We start from the raw sequence: 824 nt of genomic DNA, 5'->3' as shown, positions 1-824 counted from the left end.
CAGGCTTCAATGCTTCTTGCATAATTCCTTTTCCCCAATATCCTCTTGCTAAATCAAATCCTATTTCAGCTCTAGGTTGTTCTCCTTGAAACCAGCAATGGAAGCCACAAGTTCCTATAAACTCAGCGTTACTCTTGCTAAAAATCCCCCAGCGGCAACCTGTATCTTCTAGGTGAAATCTTATGATTTCTTTAGCTTCGTCTCTATCTTTACATGGACTTATATCCATAAATCTTGTAACATTCTCGTCTGAAAAATGATTAAAGACGGCATCAGTGTCGTCTAAATTCAGAATGGCGAGTTTCAATCTGTCTGTCTCTATATCAGGAAATATAAAGTTTAAATTGGACAATTTTATTGCCTCCATTATGTAGATCTCGTCACCTCTAGATCGTACCATATATTGGAACTATCCTGCCCGTTAGCACAACGAAGCGATGGATCGGCTCCATCGCTTTTTTCTGCACTATCGTATCCGTTAGCGTAATAACCTGTTGCACACAATCGATAACAATTTCGGAGCTGACTCGCCGGCAAAAATCGTCAGATTACGAACAATGAAAATAAAGCAGCTCCGGACATATATGTCGGGGCTGCTTTGAACGATGCTTTACTAGCCATACTTTAGCTTTATCCTAAATGCCGCATTACATCTGGTCTTTGCCTAAACAAAATAATATCTTGCCTAGCTTCTTCTTCTAACGCCAGTATATTTTCGTCATTTAATTTATATTCATTTCTTAATATTTCTTTATATTCACTAATTTTCGGATTATTATTTAATTTATAATACATTTTAAATAACGCTTCATCATCATCTTTGT

2 protein-coding genes are annotated in these 824 nt (G+C 36.9%); both read right to left on the bottom strand.

Annotated features, from left to right (window positions below; all coding sequences use genetic code 11):
- The coding region (locus tag DQG23_RS41640; protein WP_146762492.1) for a GNAT family N-acetyltransferase at nt 1-352 on the bottom strand (352 nt) is incomplete at its 3' end.
- A gap of 278 nt (nt 353-630) precedes the next feature.
- Nucleotides 631-824: hypothetical protein (locus DQG23_RS42495; RefSeq protein ID WP_158560978.1), on the bottom strand; the 194-nt coding region annotated here is incomplete at its 5' end.

The organism is Paenibacillus contaminans, from assembly GCF_003285015.1.
Lineage (GTDB): Bacteria > Bacillota > Bacilli > Paenibacillales > NBRC-103111 > Paenibacillus_V > Paenibacillus_V contaminans.
Note: the sequence above shows the minus strand (reverse complement) of the source record. Positions and strands in the feature narration are given on the sequence as shown.